The organism is Marinobacter sp. BW6, assembly GCF_008107725.1.
Taxonomy (GTDB): Bacteria; Pseudomonadota; Gammaproteobacteria; order Pseudomonadales; family Oleiphilaceae; genus Marinobacter.
Genome location: NZ_VIRN01000068.1, coordinates 156,011 through 172,203 on the forward strand (window position 1 = coordinate 156,011; position 16,193 = coordinate 172,203).

General features: G+C 58.0%; 17 protein-coding genes. 9 read left to right on the forward strand and 8 right to left on the reverse strand.

Annotation, left to right across the window (positions count from 1 at the left end; all coding sequences use genetic code 11):
- Window positions 1-3: 3 nt before the first annotated feature.
- The 5 genes from FMN52_RS17555 (at window position 4) to FMN52_RS17575 (ending at window position 5,520) form a co-directional block, all read left to right on the forward strand.
- Window positions 4-1,098, forward strand: a complete 1,095-nt coding sequence (locus FMN52_RS17555) for an ABC transporter ATP-binding protein (RefSeq protein ID WP_148609914.1) — start codon at window positions 4-6, stop codon at window positions 1,096-1,098.
- Window positions 1,095-1,955: an ABC transporter permease gene (locus FMN52_RS17560; protein ID WP_148609915.1), complete on the forward strand. Its 861-nt coding sequence runs from the start codon at window positions 1,095-1,097 to the stop codon at window positions 1,953-1,955. Before FMN52_RS17555 ends, FMN52_RS17560 begins: the two co-directional genes overlap by 4 nt.
- A 4-nt stretch (window positions 1,956-1,959) precedes the next feature.
- The gene (locus FMN52_RS17565) at window positions 1,960-2,811 is read left to right on the forward strand and encodes an ABC transporter permease (protein ID WP_148609916.1); all 852 of its coding nucleotides are present in this window, start codon (window positions 1,960-1,962) and stop codon (window positions 2,809-2,811) included.
- Between the two features lie 62 nt (window positions 2,812-2,873).
- Window positions 2,874-3,182: an antibiotic biosynthesis monooxygenase gene (locus tag FMN52_RS17570; protein WP_148609917.1), complete on the forward strand. Its 309-nt coding sequence runs from the start codon at window positions 2,874-2,876 to the stop codon at window positions 3,180-3,182.
- Window positions 3,183-3,258: 76 nt separating this feature from the next.
- The gene (locus FMN52_RS17575) at window positions 3,259-5,520 is read left to right on the forward strand and encodes a GGDEF domain-containing protein (RefSeq protein WP_148609918.1); all 2,262 of its coding nucleotides are present in this window, start codon (window positions 3,259-3,261) and stop codon (window positions 5,518-5,520) included.
- A gap of 4 nt (window positions 5,521-5,524) precedes the next feature.
- On the opposite strand, the gene FMN52_RS17580 is transcribed toward FMN52_RS17575, so the two are convergent.
- The 5 genes from FMN52_RS17580 to FMN52_RS17600 all read right to left on the reverse strand — a co-directional run bounded on the left by FMN52_RS17580 (window position 5,525) and on the right by FMN52_RS17600 (window position 9,734).
- Entirely contained in the window at window positions 5,525-5,965 is a 441-nt protein-coding gene (locus FMN52_RS17580) for a universal stress protein (protein WP_148609919.1), read from the reverse strand.
- 38 nt (window positions 5,966-6,003) lie between these two features.
- Window positions 6,004-7,287, reverse strand: coding sequence for a TRAP transporter large permease (locus FMN52_RS17585; protein ID WP_148609920.1), 1,284 nt, complete (start codon window positions 7,285-7,287; stop codon window positions 6,004-6,006).
- 35 nt (window positions 7,288-7,322) lie between these two features.
- The gene (locus FMN52_RS17590; RefSeq protein WP_148609921.1) at window positions 7,323-7,916 is read right to left on the reverse strand and encodes a TRAP transporter small permease; all 594 of its coding nucleotides are present in this window, start codon (window positions 7,914-7,916) and stop codon (window positions 7,323-7,325) included.
- Between the two features lie 108 nt (window positions 7,917-8,024).
- A complete protein-coding gene (gene dctP / locus FMN52_RS17595) occupies window positions 8,025-9,053 on the reverse strand; it encodes a TRAP transporter substrate-binding protein DctP (RefSeq protein WP_148609922.1) in 1,029 nt (342 codons plus the stop codon).
- A gap of 141 nt (window positions 9,054-9,194) precedes the next feature.
- Window positions 9,195-9,734: a YqiA/YcfP family alpha/beta fold hydrolase gene (locus tag FMN52_RS17600; protein ID WP_148609923.1), complete on the reverse strand. Its 540-nt coding sequence runs from the start codon at window positions 9,732-9,734 to the stop codon at window positions 9,195-9,197.
- A gap of 139 nt (window positions 9,735-9,873) precedes the next feature.
- On the opposite strand from FMN52_RS17600, the gene FMN52_RS17605 reads away from it, so the two are divergent.
- The gene (locus FMN52_RS17605) at window positions 9,874-10,425 is read left to right on the forward strand and encodes a glutathione peroxidase (RefSeq protein WP_148609924.1); all 552 of its coding nucleotides are present in this window, start codon (window positions 9,874-9,876) and stop codon (window positions 10,423-10,425) included.
- Here FMN52_RS17605 and FMN52_RS17610 read toward each other — a convergent pair.
- Both FMN52_RS17610 and FMN52_RS17615 read right to left on the reverse strand, forming a co-directional pair.
- Complete coding sequence (locus tag FMN52_RS17610) at window positions 10,422-11,429, reverse strand: LLM class flavin-dependent oxidoreductase (protein ID WP_148609925.1); 1,008 nt, start codon at window positions 11,427-11,429, stop codon at window positions 10,422-10,424. The two genes, FMN52_RS17605 and FMN52_RS17610, sit on opposite strands and share 4 nt — an antisense overlap.
- Window positions 11,430-11,513: 84 nt before the next feature.
- Window positions 11,514-12,170, reverse strand: a complete 657-nt coding sequence (locus FMN52_RS17615) for a metallophosphatase domain-containing protein (protein ID WP_148609926.1) — start codon at window positions 12,168-12,170, stop codon at window positions 11,514-11,516.
- Window positions 12,171-12,240: 70 nt separating this feature from the next.
- On the opposite strand from FMN52_RS17615, the gene FMN52_RS19755 reads away from it, so the two are divergent.
- Window positions 12,241-13,113, forward strand: a complete 873-nt coding sequence (locus tag FMN52_RS19755; RefSeq protein ID WP_153245342.1) for a hypothetical protein — start codon at window positions 12,241-12,243, stop codon at window positions 13,111-13,113.
- Here the strand turns inward: FMN52_RS19755 and FMN52_RS17630 are convergent.
- Entirely contained in the window at window positions 13,079-13,855 is a 777-nt protein-coding gene (locus FMN52_RS17630; RefSeq protein ID WP_148609929.1) for a crotonase/enoyl-CoA hydratase family protein, read from the reverse strand. The two genes, FMN52_RS19755 and FMN52_RS17630, sit on opposite strands and share 35 nt — an antisense overlap.
- Window positions 13,856-13,932: 77 nt before the next feature.
- Here FMN52_RS17630 and FMN52_RS17635 point away from each other — a divergent pair, with 77 nt between their 5' ends.
- Both FMN52_RS17635 and eutC read left to right on the forward strand, forming a co-directional pair.
- Window positions 13,933-15,333, forward strand: a complete 1,401-nt coding sequence (locus tag FMN52_RS17635; RefSeq protein WP_148609930.1) for an ethanolamine ammonia-lyase subunit EutB — start codon at window positions 13,933-13,935, stop codon at window positions 15,331-15,333.
- Window positions 15,330-16,160 (forward strand): ethanolamine ammonia-lyase subunit EutC, encoded by an 831-nt coding sequence (eutC, locus tag FMN52_RS17640; RefSeq protein WP_148609931.1) that lies wholly within the window; start codon window positions 15,330-15,332, stop codon window positions 16,158-16,160. Before FMN52_RS17635 ends, eutC begins: the two co-directional genes overlap by 4 nt.
- Window positions 16,161-16,193 lie beyond the last annotated feature (33 nt).

The window sequence follows — 16,193 nt, forward strand, 5'->3', positions numbered from 1 at the left end:
CACATGGGCATGGATTCGGACCTGTTCTGTGAGGGACTGGTCCGCCGATTTGGCAGCAATGCCGCGGTGGATCATGTTTCCCTGGACGTGCCTGCGGGCACGTTTTTCTCCATTCTTGGCCCCTCCGGTTGTGGCAAGACCACCCTGTTGCGACTCCTGGCCGGATTCGACAAACCCGATGAAGGTGATATTCACATCCGTGGCCAGCGCATGAACGATGTGCCGCCGAACCGTCGGCCGGTCAACATGGTGTTCCAGCATCTGGCCCTGTTCCCCACCATGTCGGTGGGCGACAACATCGGCTATGGGCTCAAGCGCCGGAAAATGCCACTGGCAGAGCGGCGAAAGCGCATTGCCCGGGTGCTGGAGCAGGTAGGCCTGCCCGATCTTGAGCACCGCAACCCACAGGAGCTGTCTGGTGGCCAGCGACAGCGGGTTGCGCTGGCGCGCTGCCTGGTACTGGAGCCCACGCTCCTGCTGCTGGACGAACCCCTCGGCGCCCTCGACCTGAAACTCCGTGAGCAGATGAAGGTGGAGCTCAAACACCTCCAGAAGCAGTTCGGCACCACCTTCGTGTACATCACACACGACCAGTCGGAGGCCATGGTGATGTCGGACCAGGTGGCCGTTATGCGGGACGGCCGATTTGATCAGGTAGCCCCTCCGGAAGAGCTTTACCGGGAGCCGGCCACACCATTCGTAGCCGGGTTCGTCGGCGATAACAATCGCCTGTCCGGAGAGCTGGTGTCTGTGCGGGATAATCTGGCCGAACTCCGTCTGGATGATGGTGTCCTGGTCCAGGGCAGAGTGGCATCGGATAACCTTCAGGCCGGCCATCGTGCCGAACTGTATATCCGACCCGAATCCCTGGTGCTCTCGGGAGATGCGCTCAGTGCCGGCTACTCGTCGATGCAGGCGAAAGTGCGTACCACCTTGTTCGATGGCGCCAACAGCCGGGTCGAGGCTGAGACGTGTGGGCAGCCGGTGTATGCTCGCTTGCCTCAGGATGGCTCGGCACCAAGGCTGTCTGCCGATAGCTCAATCCGGCTGGCCTGGAATCCGGCCCTGGCCAGGGTCTTTGGAGCAGACAGTCTGTGAAGCCCTCGGTCAGTCGCTTATCCCTCTGGTTACTGCTCACACCGTTCCTGCTTTGGATAATCTTGCTGGTGCTGTTGCCTCATCTTCAGATGCTCCGGGTGTCGTTCCAGGTCCGTGAAAGCTGGGACACCATTGCCTGGGGAGTCGAGCAGTACCAGAATTTCTTTACCGAGTCCTATTACTGGCGGACTTTTGTGCGTACCGGGGTGATGTCACTGTTCACCACCTTTCTGACCCTGATAATCGCCTTCCCCATTGCCTGGTACATTGCCCGTCTTGCCCGGGGGCGCTCCAAGGGTATCCTGTTCCTGGCCTGTCTGATTCCGTTCTGGGCCAGTGAGTTGGTGCGTACGTACGGCTGGATGATTCTGTTGCGGGAAAGTGGCCTGTTCAGTTCCTGGCTGCAAGCACTGGGCTGGGTGGATGGCCCGGTGGAAATGCTCTACAACGATGTCGCAGTGATTATCGGGCTGGTCTATAACGGCCTTCTGTTCATGGTGGTGCCGCTGGTAACAACCCTCGATGGCATGGATGAGAACCTGGTGGAAGCCGGCTACGATCTCGGCGGCGGTCACGGCACCGTGTTGCGCGAAATCGTTGTGCCCTGGGCTATGCCCGGCATTGTTTCCGGTTGCATCGTTGTGTTTATGCTCACCCTTGGCAGCTATCTGACCCCGGTACTCATGGGCGGAAAGGACAGCGCCTGGTTTACCGAGCAGATCTTCACCCAGTTCATCACCCGCTTTAACTGGGAGCAGGGTGCCGCGCTTGGTGTTCTTCTGCTGGTGCTGTCGTCGGTCATCGTCTGGCTCGGGTTGAAGATCTCCGGTCAATCATTGCGCAAGGTGATGGGGTGAGGCCATGATTCGTTCGGTTCCCCGGTCCCGTTTGTTTGATAGCCTCTACCTGGCTTATCTGGTGGCATTTTTCGTGTACCTGGCCTTGCCCCTGCTGGTTACAGCCGTGTTTGCTTTCAACGATGCGCCTTTCCCGTCGCTGCCATGGCAAGGCTTTACTCTGGACTGGTATTTCGCGGATGGCAGTGAAGGCCGCATCGGGCTCTTCCACGATGATGGACTGCTTACGGCCCTTTGGGTCAGCGCCAAGATTGCTTTCTGGGTGACTCTGGTGAGCGTCACGCTTGGATGTGTTAACGCCGTTTTGTTTGAGCGGGTGCAGTTCAGGGGCAAGGAGTTCCTGTACCTGCTTATGCTGCTGCCGTTGGTGATTCCCGGTGTCATTCTGGGGGTGTCCATATTGGTGTTTTACAGCGGTATGGCTAATGATATTTCGGCGGCCTGGGGAATTGAGCTGGATCTGTTCAGGCCCGGTATGACCCTGGTGGTGATGGGGCAGGTGACCTTCATCGCGACTCTGAGCACGCTGGTGATCGCCGCCCGCCTGCGCAAGTTTGATCCCCAGTTGGAGGAAGCCGCCCTGAATCTGGGCGCCACGCCACTGGTGGCCTGGTTTACCGTGACTCTGCCCTGGCTATTGCCGTCTATTTTCGGAGCTGCCGCCATGGCGTTCCTGATGTCATTTGAAAACTTCAATACCACCGTTATGCTGACAGGTAGCGATACGCCGTTGACGGTGGCGCTATTCAACCGTCTTCGCGAAGGGTCGACGCCCGTGCTCAATGCGGTGGCACTGCTGTTGATGGTGGGTTCTGCTCTGTTGGCGTTGCTGGTGATGGGGCGTTCTTCACGCTGACAGGATCCGCCGCACCCACGGGGAGCGAGCGAGGACCCAACAGGCAGCCGTCAGGAGGTCTCATGAAGTTCATTTTCGAAGTGCATATCCGGGAGGGACACACCGCCGAGGAATACGCGGATGCCTGGGTAAGAGCAAGCGAAATCATCCAGCAGGCGCCCGGGGCCCGGGGTACCGAGCTGCACCGAAAGATTGGCGACCCCAATACCTTGATTGCAATCGCCTCCTGGGAGAGCAAGGAGCAGCGGGACGCCATGGAAGGACAGCACAATCCCGAGGTGGCTGAGATCATTCGCAGTGCTGCGCCGTTTGTCGACATCAAACCCATTGGTGAGTTTGCAGACCCTGAATGGGTGGTGGAGCCGCAATGACATCAGCTCTCTGGATTTCGCAGGGACTGGGCTATAATCAGGGCTGATCGTTACAAGACGCAGGTTTGCCCTCCTGATGACACCGATTAGCCTGCTACGCCTGATTACCGCGCTGTTCCTGGCCCTCTTGATGCCCGTTTTGGCCCATGCAGCATCGCAGCCGGTCACTCAGGATTGGGAATACCGCTGGGGTGACTCACCTTTCACTGAAGATGGTATTCCGGAGTGGGTGTTGCAGGATGCGCCCGAAAAATGGAATAGCATTGGTTTCCCTTCCAATCCACCCGGTCGTGAAGGACGTGAAAACGTCTGGTTCCGGGTCACCCTGCCAACCGGCGAGTGGCAGGAGCCCGTCCTCTACATCTTCAGTGTCGATCTGATTGTACAGGTCTGGGTTGAGGGTGAAAAAATCTACCAATATGGCGAGTTTGATGAACAGGGCCGAGGCAGGTTTGAAGGCTGGCCCTGGCATGAAATTGTCCTGCCCGAAAACTATGAAGGCAAGCCGGTGTATTTCCGGATCTTCTCAAACTACACGGATATCGGTCTGTGGGGTGAGGTCTCCATCATGGACCACCCGGACCTGGTGTTGTACATACTCAAGAATTCTCTGGAAGCCCTGGTGATCGCAGGCTTTGCCACGTTGATCGCCTTGCTGGCCATCATTTTCGCGCTGCTGCAGACAGAAAAGAAAACCTTTGCAAGTATCTCCCTGTTCACCCTCGCTTCCGCCCTCATGCTGGTCTCCGAAAGCCAGGCCAGTCTGCTGATCGCCTACCAGCCCCTGATGTGGGATTACCTGGCCGCTGGTTCCTATTACATGCTGCCGGTGGCCATGGCCCTGCTGCTTGAGCAATGGCTGACCAACCATCGCCCCTGGGTGATCAACCTGATCTGGAAGGTTCATCTTTTGTACTTTGTGGGGGCAATGCTCGGTCCTATGGCGGGTATGTTTGACCTCTCGTCGACATTCCCGCCATTCGATGCGCTGTTTCTTGCTTCTCTGGTTATCATATTTGCCGTGGTCCTGCGTCGTATCCGACGGATGCTGCGGGAACAACAGATCCTGCTCCTGGCATTCGGCTTTTTCTGTGCGCTGCTGATTGTGGATATGGCGGTCGCTCACGGGGTTTTGCCCTGGGTGCGGGTTCCGGTCAGTTGGGGCATGCTCCTGTTCTCACTGGCCGTGGTAGTTATCTCACTGTGGCACTATGCGGGAACCCAGGAGGCGCTCAAGCGGCTGAACGTGTCATTGGAAGAAAAGGTTGCCGAACGTACTGCCAAAGCAGAGGCTCTGGCCCGCCGTGAGCAGGCCCGGGTGCGGATGTTAACGTTTGAAAACGAGAAGAACCGGATCCTGGGGGACGTGATTGCCGAACTCCAGGACTGTCTGGGCCTGAAGCAGGCGTTCGGTCTGCTTGTTCGCGCGTTCCCATCCATATGCAGCCCGCTGAAAGGCGCCTTTTATCAACGAGGCTCTGGCGACCGATACGATCGGGTGGCTGTCTGGGGGCTCAGTCGCCCGGTTCCCCTGCCAGTTCTGCTGGACGCCCGCAAAGGTCTCCCGAAACCTTCAAAGCTGCCGGAACTGAGGCAGTGGGAGGGTCCTGAAGCCGTGGATACTGCAATCGAAAGCGCCACCCTGTGCTTCTGGTTGAACGTGGAGTCGGCCAGTGCGGGCAACGTCACCGAGGGTGTTCTCCTGCTGGAAGGGGATGGCGTTTTCGGAAAAGCAGAGAGTGAGTATGGTTCGGCCCGACTGTTTGCGGCGCTGGACCAGGCGATTCAGAGAATCAGTATCACGCTTTCCAGTATTGCCCTGCGGGAAGAGTTACAGAAATTTTCCTACGAGGATGCACTCACTGGCCTGAAAAACCGTCGCTACTTTGATGAGCTTTTCGAACATGAAAGCGCGGTCGCGCAGCGCAACGAACTACCGCTATCCCTGCTGATCGTCGATATCGATCATTTCAAGCAGTTCAACGATACCCACGGGCATGAAGCCGGGGACGATGCCCTGAAGGTAGTCGCGGGTATTCTGCAAAAGCAGTTTCGGGAGAGTGACGTCGTATGCCGGTATGGCGGTGAGGAATTTGTTGTGGTCATGCCGGGGGCGACATCCGAAGCTGCCAGAGACAAAGCGAACCAGATTTGTGAGGCAGTCCGGGAGGTGTCAATCGTCCATCGGGAGAGGGATATTGGGGGACTGACGGTCTCGGTGGGTGTTGCCAACTGGCCAGCCAGTGGCGAGAAGCCGCTACAGATTCTGACCCTGGCCGACAAGGCGCTTTATAGCGCCAAGGAAGCCGGCCGCAATCGGGTCGAAATCTCTGGTTAAGCGGTCACACGACCAACACCGGACATTCTGCGTGAGACGCTACCCGGTGTGAAACACTGCCCAGAAACAGGCCGTCCTTGTCACTGTGTGTGCCCTTCGTGCCGATCACAATCAGATCTGCGCTCTTTTCTTTGGCAAACTCCACGATGACCTTTGACGGTTTGCCTGCTTTCACGAAACCCCGGACGTTTTTGCCACCACGGTCCGCCGCAAGTTGTTTTGCGTGATTCACCACATCCTTGGCATATTCCGAAAGCACTTTATCGGGGATGTCCATTTCTGCAGGCCGTCCGATCGACAGAGATGCCTCAAACAGGCTGTGATGCTTGTAGACGCAAAGCAGGTAGATTTCGGCATCCGTCAGTTCTTGGAGCTCAATGGCCTTGCTCAAGGCATCGAAAGAGGTCATTGAACCGTCTACTGCCACCAGAATCCGTTTGAACATGTCGCTCTCCTTTGTGTTCACCCTTCAGGGTGGTCAGATCACCTGAAGGCCAGGTCGCGCAGGAACAAGGCAATTTGCGGGAACGCAATCAGTAGTCCGGCAGCGGCTATCAGCATGAACACGAACGGTGGCGTGCCGCGAATAACCTCCAGATAAGGGCGCTTGAATATCGCGATGGCGGTGAAAATGTCACAGCCAAACGGTGGCGTTGCAGAGCCGATGGCTACCTGCAAGGTGATCAGAACACCGACCAGTACCGGGTCGATGCCTGAGGCCGCGATGGCTGGTGCGAAGATAGGCGTCAGCACCAGAATCACCACGATCGGGTCAACGAACATGCAGGCAATGAAGAAGGCGATACAGATGGTAATCATCACGCCAACCGGGCCCATGTCACTGATTCCGACCGAATCCAGGATGGCCTGGGGAATCTGGGCAAAGGAAATGATCCAGGAGAAGCCTGTGCCCACCGCCACCAGGATGAACACGACCGCGGTGATCAGACCGGTAGACTTGGCGATCCGATAGATGTCCGGAAGCTTGAGTGACCGGAATACCACAAATTCCAACAGGAAGGCGTAGAGAACACAGACAGCCGCGGCTTCGGTGGGGCTGAAGATGCCGCCATAGATACCACCGACGATAATGACCGGGAAAAACAGGGGCCACAATGCCTCGCGCATGGCTATGCCGCGTTGGCGCCAGGTGGATTTTTCTTCGGTGGGCAGCTTGTTGATGTGCGCGTAGATCAGGCAATAGATAGAGAACATCAACAGAATCATCAAGCCTGGTCCAATGCCGGCAATGAACAGCTCAGCAATGGATGTCTCGGAGATAACCCCGTAAATAATGAAACCGATACTGGGCGGGATCAAAAAGGCAATGTCACTGGAGTTAATAATCAGCGCGAGTGAAAAAGAATCCGAATAACCGGCTTTGAGCAGTTTTGGCCGAAGGGGCGAGCCAACGGCAACCACTGTTGCCTGGGTAGAGCCGGAAACCGCACCGAACAGGGTGCAGGAGGTGGCGGTACTGATTGCCAGGCCGCCTTTTACGTGGCCAATGAACGCCATGACCATGTTAATCAGCCGGTCCGCGGATTGACCGCGCGTCATGATATCCGCCGCCAGGATAAACATTGGGACTGCAATCAGTGAGGCAGGCCGGATACCGCCCATCATCTGCTGGACGAAAGTACCCATCTGGCTGAAGCCATCAAACATCATTACAAAGCCGACCACCGCACCTGTGATCAGTGGAACCATCATCGGGAAGCCCAGCAGCAGCAACCCGATCATGATCAACATCATTATAGTTGCCATGATTTCCTATCCTTTCTTAACGTCAGCTGCAGGGTTCATACTTCCGATTCTGTGTCTGCATAGCCGTCGACTACCCCAGTGGATAGGTATACATCCTTGCTGGTGAAGTTTTTGATGGCTGTAAGAAGATACTGAATACCCGTGATGGCAAAACCGACAGGGACCCAGATGTAAATCCACCAGATCTCAAAGCCCAGGGCGGGCAGAATACGCCCACGGCTGTACAGGGTTTCGATGTAGCCAAAAGAGTGATAGCAGAGGAAGAACATCACCAGAGAGGTGAACAGTGCGATGACGATCATCAAAACCTTGCGGCCCTTGACTGGCAATGCATCGTAGATTGCGGACATCCGAATGTGCCTGCCGTGGCGGGCTGCGTAGCCGATGCCGGCAAAGGTAATCAGAATAATCAGTATCCGGTTGATCTCACCTGAGAAAAAAAGGCCTTCGCCGAACACATACCGCGCAATCACGTTCACGCAGGTGTTGATTGCCATGAGGATTACGCCAACCGCCAGCATGAAGGCCTCGGTCTTGGCAATGACTTCATCGATGGTTCCCAGAAATCCGGGCAGGCCGGACTCGTAGGTGCCGGTGTCGTCTTCAAGATCCGGGGAATTCTCGGACATGGGGTCTGCTCCAGAGCATGTCGCTCCCGGCCGGTAGGAAGTCCCCGGCGGGGCGGGGTTAGCATAGCCTCCCGCCGGCAGGAGCCGGCGGGAGTAGTTCCTTCAGTTTCAGTTGTTCTGAACTTCTTCCAGGTCTGCTTTGAACTGGTTCAGCAGTTCCTTGCCGCTCTCGCCGGTCATCTCGATGAACTTCTCTTCCACCTGAGGCGCGCGGGCCTTGAAGGCTTCGATCTGTTCGTCGTTCAGGCGGGTAACGGTAACTTCGTCGCTGGCCTTCTGGATCTTGGCAAGCGCTTCGTCGGCCAGACCGTCGATGTGCACGATGATCTCTTCAAAGGCAAAGTCAGCGGCGTCCTGAACCAGCTTCTTGTCGGCGTCAGACAGGCCTTCGTAGAAATCCTGGTTCGCCATCATGGCAGTGGTGAACCAGCCGTGCTTGGTGAAGACCAGGTTCGGGGACACTTCATACAGACCACCGGACTCGATCCAGAAGATCGGGTTTTCCTGACCCTGAATCATGTTAGTCTGAAGGGCACCGTACACTTCACCCCAGGGCAGCGGGGTCGGGGTTGCACCAAAGGCTGAGTAGGTCTCAGACAGAAGCGGGTTGGTCATGACCCGGATCTTCTTGTTGTTGAAGTCCTCTGGCTTGGTGACCTTCTCGTCGACGGTCACGACCATTTCTCCCTCCGGGTACATTTTGAGCAGTTCGAGGCCTTTTTCCGCGTAGAGCTCCGGGAAGTCCTCGTTAATGGCATCACTGGTCCGGAAGAATTCGATGACCGTGTCCATGTCGGTGGGCATCAGATAAGGAATAAAGAAGATCTGGGCTTCGGGAATCAGGGAGCCGGTAAAGCCGGGAGACTGGTTAACGAAATTCAGGATACCAGCCTGGGTTTGCTCCATGATGTCGTCGGACTCACCCAGCTCGCCAAAGCGATAAACCTGCAGGGTGTGGTCGGAATTATCCTCGATGTATTCCTTGAACTTGTATGCAAATACATCCTGGACGTCGCCTTCGTATTCTTCGTGTGCATAGCGCCAGTTCGCGGCGTTTACAGAGTTCGCCATTGTCATTGCAGCGAACGCGAACGCTGAAATTCCGGCCAGTTTCTTGAACTTGCTCATGCTGCTCATCGGGTTTTCTCCGTTCGTTTTTTTACCGTAATGTATTGTTACATTAATAAAGACTGGCAAAACAAAGTGGTTTTCGCAAGAAAATGGCCAAAACAATCCTTTTGGTGGAGATGGTTTTCCCCGTTCTGCAAGTTCATGAAATCACGGTCGATTCATATCTGAAAGGCAGGTTTGGATAAAATCGCTGAACTCACTGACAACGCGCTCAACACTTTTTTCCAACCGGTGACCGTCAGGAAGCACCAATATCGGAAGCCCCTGTTTACGTGCCAGATCCAGCACCGGTGCAACCGGAACAACGTCGTCATCCCAGCCGTGAATAATCTGTTTGTGGCGTGCCTGGATGGTTGGACTGGATTGGGGATACCTCTCCATGGCCAGCGCTGGCGCCAGAAGAAAACAGCCGAGAACGGGCGTTTCCGAGCTGGTCTGGGCACACACCCAGCCGCCCATGCTGGAACCGGCCAGAATGGTATGTTCCGGGTTGGCGCCGCATTGCGCCATCGCCTCGCGCATCTGCTCCAGGCGGGTGGCGGGGTCCTTGCTGCTTCGGTGGTCGACGGCATGGGCCTTAATATTGGGGAAGGTTTCGGCCTCAGCTTTCATGGCCTGGATTTTGGTGCTGCCAGGACCGCTTTCCAGGCCGTGGGAAAGAAAGACGTGGATGGGAGTGTCGGTCATGATAAAGCTGGCTCCGGTTCTGAACGCGTTTGTGCAGGAATGATGGGCAGCCGGACCGGTTCTGTCTACCCCGATGGCTGAGCCAACTGTCCGGTCGGGGCGTATGACATGGGGTGAGCCGAAGAGGGAAATCGTATCCATGAAAAACTTGAAACAGATTCTGGTGATTCCGGCATTGGTTGCCGGCCTGGTGGGTGGACAGGCGGCGTCTGCGGACAGCTGTCCGGCGTTTCTGGATCATGAGCAGCGCAAACTGCACTCTACCGATACCGTGAATCTTTGTGACCTGGCTGCTGGCAAGCCGATGCTCGTTGTCAATACCGCGAGCCGCTGTGGTTACACGGGCCAGTTCGAGGGGCTGGAAGCCCTGCACAAGCAATACTCGAAGAGTGGGTTGGTTGTGGTCGGCTTTGCCAGCGACGATTTCCGTCAGGAGGCAGATTCGGAAGCCGAAGCAGCTACGGTCTGTTTCAAGAACTTCGGCGTGACTTTCACCATGATCGCCCCGGGTGCGGTGACCGGGGCTGAGGCAAATCCGGTATTCCAGGCCATCAACGGGCAGAGCCAGCCACCGCGCTGGAATTTCACCAAGTACGTGATCGATCGTTCCGGCACGGTTGTGAAGTCATTCCCAAGTAGGGTTCGCCCTCAGGATCCCGAGCTGATCGATGCGGTGGAATCGGTGCTCTAAGGTAGCGCCTGCCCCGCCTTTCGGGTTAGTGCAAGGATGTCGAGGGCATGCCTTCGTTTCTCGGGATCATAGATATCCACGGTGAACATCAGTTCGTCAACCTCTATGCCCGAAAGAATCTGCTCAAGCTGCCGTCGGATGGCTTCGGCATCGCCCAGTAGCTGCAGCCCGAGAAAATCCTTCACGCTGGCTTTTTCGCCGGCGTTCCACAGCCCGTCCATCGTCTCCACGGGAGGCTTCATCCAGAGCGGTTGGCCCCGGAACAACGCCAGAATACGTTGATAACTGGTGGTGGCCAGGTGCTCTGCTTCCCGAGCCGAGTCGGCAGGAACGGCTGGCAGGGCGAGCATCGAATAGGGTTTTTCCAGCTGCTCCGAAGGCTGGAAATTGTCACGGTAGACTCTCAGGGCTTCCCGATACAGTCTTGGTGCGAAATGCCCGGCAAAGGCGTAGGGCAGGCCTCGCATGGCTGCTAGCTGGGCGCTATAGAGACTTGAGCCAAGCAGCCAGAGCGGCACGTTGGTGCCGGCGCCTGGTATTGCCTTTACGGGCTGGCCGGGCTGGAGTGGGCCCAGCAGGGACTGCAAGCGGGCGACGTCCTCCGGAAACTGTTCCGCGCCCAGACCGTCCCGTCTCAGCGCCCTGGCGGTTATCGGGTCAGTGCCGGGTGCCCGGCCCAGCCCGAGATCAATCCGTCCGGGGTAAAGGCTTTCCAGGGTTCCGAACTGCTCGGCAATGACTAATGGAGGGTGGTTCGGCAGCATGACACCGCCGGAACCGACCCGGATGGCTTCTGTCTTGCCCGCGATATGCCCGATCAGGACCGAGGTGGCGGAGCTGCTGATGCCTTCCATGTTGTGATGCTCGGCGAGCCAGAATCGCTTGAAGCCAAGCTTTTCCGCCCGTTGGGCATAAGCCACGCTGTTCGCAAGCGTGGTGCCCACAGAGTCGCCTTCGCGGACGGAGGCCAGTTCGAGCAGCGAGTATTCAGGACAGTCAGGCATGGAGCTCCCGGGACAGAAATGAAACAAAGAGATAGCAAACATGGCGTCGGCTGGCGCCTGTTTCAAGATTAGCCGGAAATACCGCTAAAGATCGATGATGATCGGTGGATTACGAGGCTGGAAGCGACCGTTGCAGGTGCTCGCATTCACATACCGGCAATCGCCAATCTGTTCCTGGCCATGATCCTCGTGGATGTGGCCGAAAATGTGCAGTTTCGGTGCCAGCCTGCCCACCCGCTCGGCCAGGGCCTCGCAACCGGGGCGGATTGTGCCCTCTGGTGGGTCGACGCGGTCCAGAATCCCCGCCGGAGGCCCGTGGGTGATTAAGACATCGACGTCGTCTGGGATACTGGCCCAGCGCTCGGCGATGGCATCGCCCCGCTCAAGATTGAATGCCCAGTTGAAGAATACCGGCGTCCACGGGCTGCCCCAGAACTTCAGCCCGCCCAGCTCCAGCGGACTGTCCTGCAGGTAATGGGCGTGGCGGACCAGCTCCCGGGCTTCTGCCGGTTCGTCCTGAAAGCACCAGTCGTGGTTGCCGGCAATCAGTATCTTGTTGGCATGTGGCAGCTCCGCGAACCACTGGTCCAGATCCTCAAGTTCGTCGAGGGTGCCAACACCCAGCGAGTCACCGGCGTGAATCAGTAGGTCACCGTCAGGAACGTGGATCTGGCGATGCATGCTGTGGGTGTCGGAGATGCAGACAATTCTCATGGTGTTGGCGTTTCCGGTCAGTGACATTCGCGCATTTTTGTTTTGTCTACGATAGCATTTACCGCCCGTTCAGCCTTCATGCTTTTCGAGTAATGCCATGCGATTGATCCTCAGCCGAAAAGGATTCGATTCTTCTGCCGGCGGTTGCCCCAGCCCGGTCCTGCCGGATGGCTCCCTGTGCGTTTTGCCTATTCCTGATACTCGGTCCCGAATCCGCTATGACGATGTGGTTTTCGACAAACGCAGGCTCGGCAAGATTGCCCGGGATCTCACCGGTGGCCGAATCCGGGGTAGTCACGGTGCCCACCTGGATCCGGATCTGATAGCGGGTGCCTACCCCCGTGGAGAAGGCTGGCGACCTGTGCTGGGTCAGACTGGATCAGCCCAGGGACACCTTCGCAATCAGGGTGTTGAGGCGGGAGATCTTTTTCTGTTCTTCGGCGTTTTCCGCCACGCCGAAATACATCACCGGCGCTGGCGCTTTGTGCCCGGAACCCGGCCGTTCCATGCCCTCTGGGGGTGGCTCCATATTGACCAGGTTCATACTGTTGACGAACTGGGTCCGGATGCCCTGCCATGGGCCCGGTATCATCCGCATCTCCACGGAGAGCCGGATCCCGGCAATACGCTCTACACGTCCTCACTGTCGTTTCGATTGGCAGACGGCGCAGAGGTTTGGTCCGGCAGTGGCGTGTTTCCGAAGCTTCGCGAGGAGCTGGTCCTGACCGACCCCCAGAGCCGTCTGCCCACGCGGTGGCGCCTGCCCGCCGGGTTTTATCCCGGCGATAAACGGCCTCCCCTGAGCTATCACACCAGGCCGGACCGGTGGTGCCTGGAGCCGCCCTGGTGCTATCTGTCGTGTGCTGCCAGGGGGCAGGAATTCGTGCTCGATCTCGACGCTTATCCCGAGCTGACGGACTGGCTCACGGGATTGCTCAGAACTGGCCGTGCCGGCCAGCACCCTCTTTGAATTTTCTGGCCCCGGCAATGGCCTCCTCAAAGACCACCGGATAGCCTCCGGCGCCTTCGGCTTCGAGGGCTTCCGGAGTCTCCAGGTCCCATTGATGTATAGCAGAGGCACGGTCTGCCCTAAGGCAGTGTTGGGGGAATCCGGCCAGGGTCATCGCAAGTTCCTGCGCGGCTTGCAGTGCAGAGCCGTCCGCCACTACCCGGTTTGCCAGGCCCATCTCCAACGCTTCCTCTGCCGCGACGGGGCGCCCGGTGAGAATCATATCCATGGCCCGGCCGTGGCCCACGATTCGGGGCAACCGCACGGTTCCGCCATCAATCAGCGGAACGCCCCATCGCCGGCAGAAAACGCCGAAAACCGCGGACACTTCCACTACCCGCAAGTCGCACATGAGCGCCAGCTCCAGGCCACCCGCCACCGCGTAGCCGGAAACCGCAGCAATCACCGGCTTTGAGAAGTGCATTCGGGTGGGCCCCATTGGGCCATGCCCCGTGCCGTGAGGATCAATCCGGTTTCGCTTCTGTTCATCCCCGATCGCTTCCAGATCGGCGCCGGCGCAGAAATTGCCTCCGGCGCCGCAGAGTATCGCCACCTTCAGGGCATCGTTCTCCTCAAATTCGGTGAACGCCCTGCGCAGAGCGTCGGCGGTCGGTCCGTCCACGGCATTGCGCCTGGCTGGCCGGTTTAGGGTGATGGTGAAAACGCCATCGTTGGCGCTGGTCAGAACTGCGTCATTGCTCATTGCTTTATCCTGCTCATTGATCTGTCCGGGTGATATTCACCTAAGATAGTAGAAGAGCGAATTTCAGGGAGAAGGGAATGTATCGGTACAGTCTGGGAAACCGGCGCTGGCAGTTTGCAACGCTGGCCGAGTTAATGGCGAAGGCAACGCCCGCGCGCTCCGGTGACCGGCTGGCCGGCGTCATCGCCCATACCGCCGAGGAAAGGGTGGTGGCCCAGATGGCTCTGGCCGAGTTGCCCCTGAAGACCTTTCTTACTGAAGCCCTCGTCCCCTACGAGCAGGATGAGGTTACCCGGTTGATTCTCGACGACCACGATGTCGGGGCCTTTGAGCCGGTTTCCCACCTTACCGTGGGCGACTTCCGGAACTGGTTGCTGAGCGATCTGGCCACGCCCGAGATGCTGGTGCGCATCCGCGCTGGGATAACTCCGGAGATGGCGGCAGCTGTGTGCAAGATCATGCGCAACCAGGACCTGATCCTGGTCGCGCAGAAATGCCGGGTGCAAACCGCTTTCCGAAGCACCGTCGGCCTGCCGGGGCGGATGTCGACGCGGCTCCAGCCCAATCATCCCACGGATGACATAACAGGCATTGCCGCCAGCATCCTGGACGGATTGCTTTATGGCAGCGGCGATGCGGTGATCGGAATCAATCCTGCCACGGACAACGTGGCCCAGAGTGTCCGGCTGCTACAGTTGATGGATGAGGTGATCCGCAAGTACGAGATTCCCACCCAGTCCTGCGTACTGACCCATGTAACCAATACCCTGGAAGCCATCGAGAACAGGGCTCCGGTGGATCTGGTGTTCCAGTCCATTGGCGGCACCGAAGCCACGAACAGGAGTTTCGGGTTTGATCTGGCCACCCTGGCCGAGGCCCGGGACGCAGCGCTGTCTCTTAACCGCGGCACGGTGGGTAACAACGTGATGTATTTCGAAACCGGTCAGGGCAGCTCGCTGTCGGCCGATGCCCATCACGGTGTCGATCAGCAAACCTGCGAGGCCAGGGCGTACGCCGTGGCCCGCAAATTCGAGCCGCTTCTGGTGAATACCGTGGTCGGGTTTATCGGGCCGGAATACCTCTATGACGGCAAGGAGATCACGCGGGCCGGGCTGGAGGACCATTTTTGTGGCAAGTTGCTGGGCCTGCCCATGGGGTGTGATATCTGCTACACCAATCATGCCGAGGCCGATCAGAACGACATGGACAACCTGCTGACTTTATTGGGCGTGGCCGGCTGTAACTTCATCATGGGCATACCCGGCTCCGACGACATCATGCTGAACTATCAGACCACCTCGTTTCACGATGCCCTTTATGTTCGCCGGGTGCTCGACAAACGGCCGGCGCCGGAATTCGAACAGTGGCTCACCCGCATGCAGATTTTCCAGGATGGCGAGGGCAAGGTGCCCTCAGACGGATTGCCGGAAGCCTTCCGGAAAAGCCTGGCCAGTTTGCCCGGAGGGGTCGGATCATGACTGGCCAAAAGCCATCAGTAATCGCCAACCCCTGGCGCCGGCTCTCGGCCTGGACCGATGCCCGGATTGGTCTTGGCCGGGCCGGCATCAGCCTGCCCACGCATGAGATGCTGGCGTTTCAGCTCGCCCATGCCCAGGCAAGGGATGCGGTCCATCTGCCACTGAATACCTCGGCGTTGATGAAGGACCTGGCCGAACTGACCGAGCGGAGAAAAGCGTTATTGCCCCATGAGCCGGTTCATTTGCAAAGCCAGGCCAGCGACCGGATAACCTACCTGCAACGCCCGGATCTCGGGCGCAGGCTCAGCCAGAAATCCTGTGAGGCGCTGGACCGCCAGGGCCACACCGGTGATTCACCCATCGACCTGGCTCTCGTGGTCGCAGACGGCTTGTCCTCTTATGGCGTACAGGAAAACGCTGTGGGGTTTCTCGAGGCGCTGCTGGCGAATCTTGAGACCGATGATCAGACCTGGGAACTGGCGCCCCTGATCGTTGTCTCTCAGGGACGGGTTGCGATTGGTGATGATGTCGGTCACCGGCTTAACGCCCGTTGTGTTGTGGTGCTGATTGGTGAGCGCCCCGGCCTGAGTTCTCCGGACAGCCTCGGGCTTTACCTGACCTGGGCACCGGAGCCCGGACTGACTGACGCCAGCCGAAACTGCATATCCAACATCCGCCCGGCGGGGTTGTCGTTCAAAGAGGCGAGCTGGCGGCTCGGGTATTTGCTCAGGGAGGCTCGCCGTCAGGAGGTTTCCGGCGTACCTCTTAAGGATCGCTCGGAAGAGACGGTTATTGATCAGGGTATTGGCAACTTCCTGTTACGCTAGATGAAGCCGTTGAACCATTCAGGGTAGGAGAAT